This window comes from Corynebacterium sp. HMSC035E02 (assembly GCF_001836065.1).
Lineage (GTDB): Bacteria > Actinomycetota > Actinomycetes > Mycobacteriales > Mycobacteriaceae > Corynebacterium > Corynebacterium hiratae.
On the sequence record NZ_KV827321.1, the window covers coordinates 1 to 531 of the forward strand.

Consider the following 531-nt stretch of genomic DNA (forward strand, 5'->3'; position numbering starts at 1 on the left):
TCAGAGGCTCTAACTTTGGCAGAACGGGCAGTTCGACCACCACAGGAGGCTCAGCCACCGCCAACAAAAGGCCCTGCCGCCGTCGGCAAAGGACTTAGCCGGCATTAGCGCGGCTTAGTCGCCATCGAGCACGCGGTCGAGGACCCGGCCCAAGGCCTTGGAGACCTCGCTGGGCTCTTCCAAGATGACCATGTGGCCAGCACCGTCGACGACGGTCAGGGTGGAGCCCGGCCAGTGGCGGGCAATCACCTTCGATTGGCGGTGCGGGGTCACGATGTCATGCTGGCCCACCACGATTTCCCCCGGCACGCTGCGCAGCCGGGCCGTTGCGCCGAACTCGGAGTGCTCCACTAAGTCATCGAAGAAGCCCGCATAGCTCGACATCGGCGTATCCAGCAGCATCGCCACGTGGAATTGCAGCTTGTCCATTTGTGGAAAGCCCTGCAGCAGCGCCGCGAAAGCCGGGGCGATGACAGCCGCTACCTCAAAGCGCACCCGGTTGAGCCGACGGGGCAGCTTCAAGCACGCGCG

Annotated in this window: 1 protein-coding gene; it reads right to left on the reverse strand. The window is 64.4% G+C overall.

Annotation, left to right across the window (positions count from 1 at the left end; genetic code table 11):
* Window positions 1–114: 114 nt before the first annotated feature.
* Window positions 115–531 (reverse strand): alpha/beta fold hydrolase (locus HMPREF2635_RS03280; RefSeq protein ID WP_246824841.1); only part of this gene is annotated, 417 nt, incomplete at its 5' end.